Origin of the sequence: Escherichia sp. AM3, assembly GCF_032029835.1 — a bacterium.
GTDB lineage: Bacteria > Pseudomonadota > Gammaproteobacteria > Enterobacterales > Enterobacteriaceae > Escherichia > Escherichia coli.
Map to the genome: position 1 here is coordinate 1 of NZ_JAVUPQ010000973.1, position 272 is coordinate 272.

The following is a 272-nucleotide window of genomic DNA, read 5'->3' on the forward strand; positions in this document are numbered from 1 at the left end:
TCCGATGCGTGAAAACCCGGCTTGCAGCGACCGGTCCGGTCGCGCCGCCCCTGTCGCGCCGTGACCTGCGCTCCCTGCACACCTGACGGTGTGTGAGGAAACTGCGCCTGATGGCGCAGCAGTCTTCCCTCCTGCCGCCACCCCTGCGGCCTGTTTCCCGCTGTGGACTTTCCGGGGGGCAGACGTAACCCCCTCCCGTTCCATCTGTCCAGGGTGAGATGCACCGGCCACAAAATTTTTAGCCATAAACCCGGCTAAAAATTTTGCGTCCG

At 63.2% G+C, this 272-nt stretch carries 1 pseudogene; it reads right to left on the reverse strand.

The annotated features are described in order from the left end of the window. A pseudogene (locus tag RTW80_RS29300) lies at positions 1–272 on the reverse strand (hypothetical protein); the annotation flags it as partial.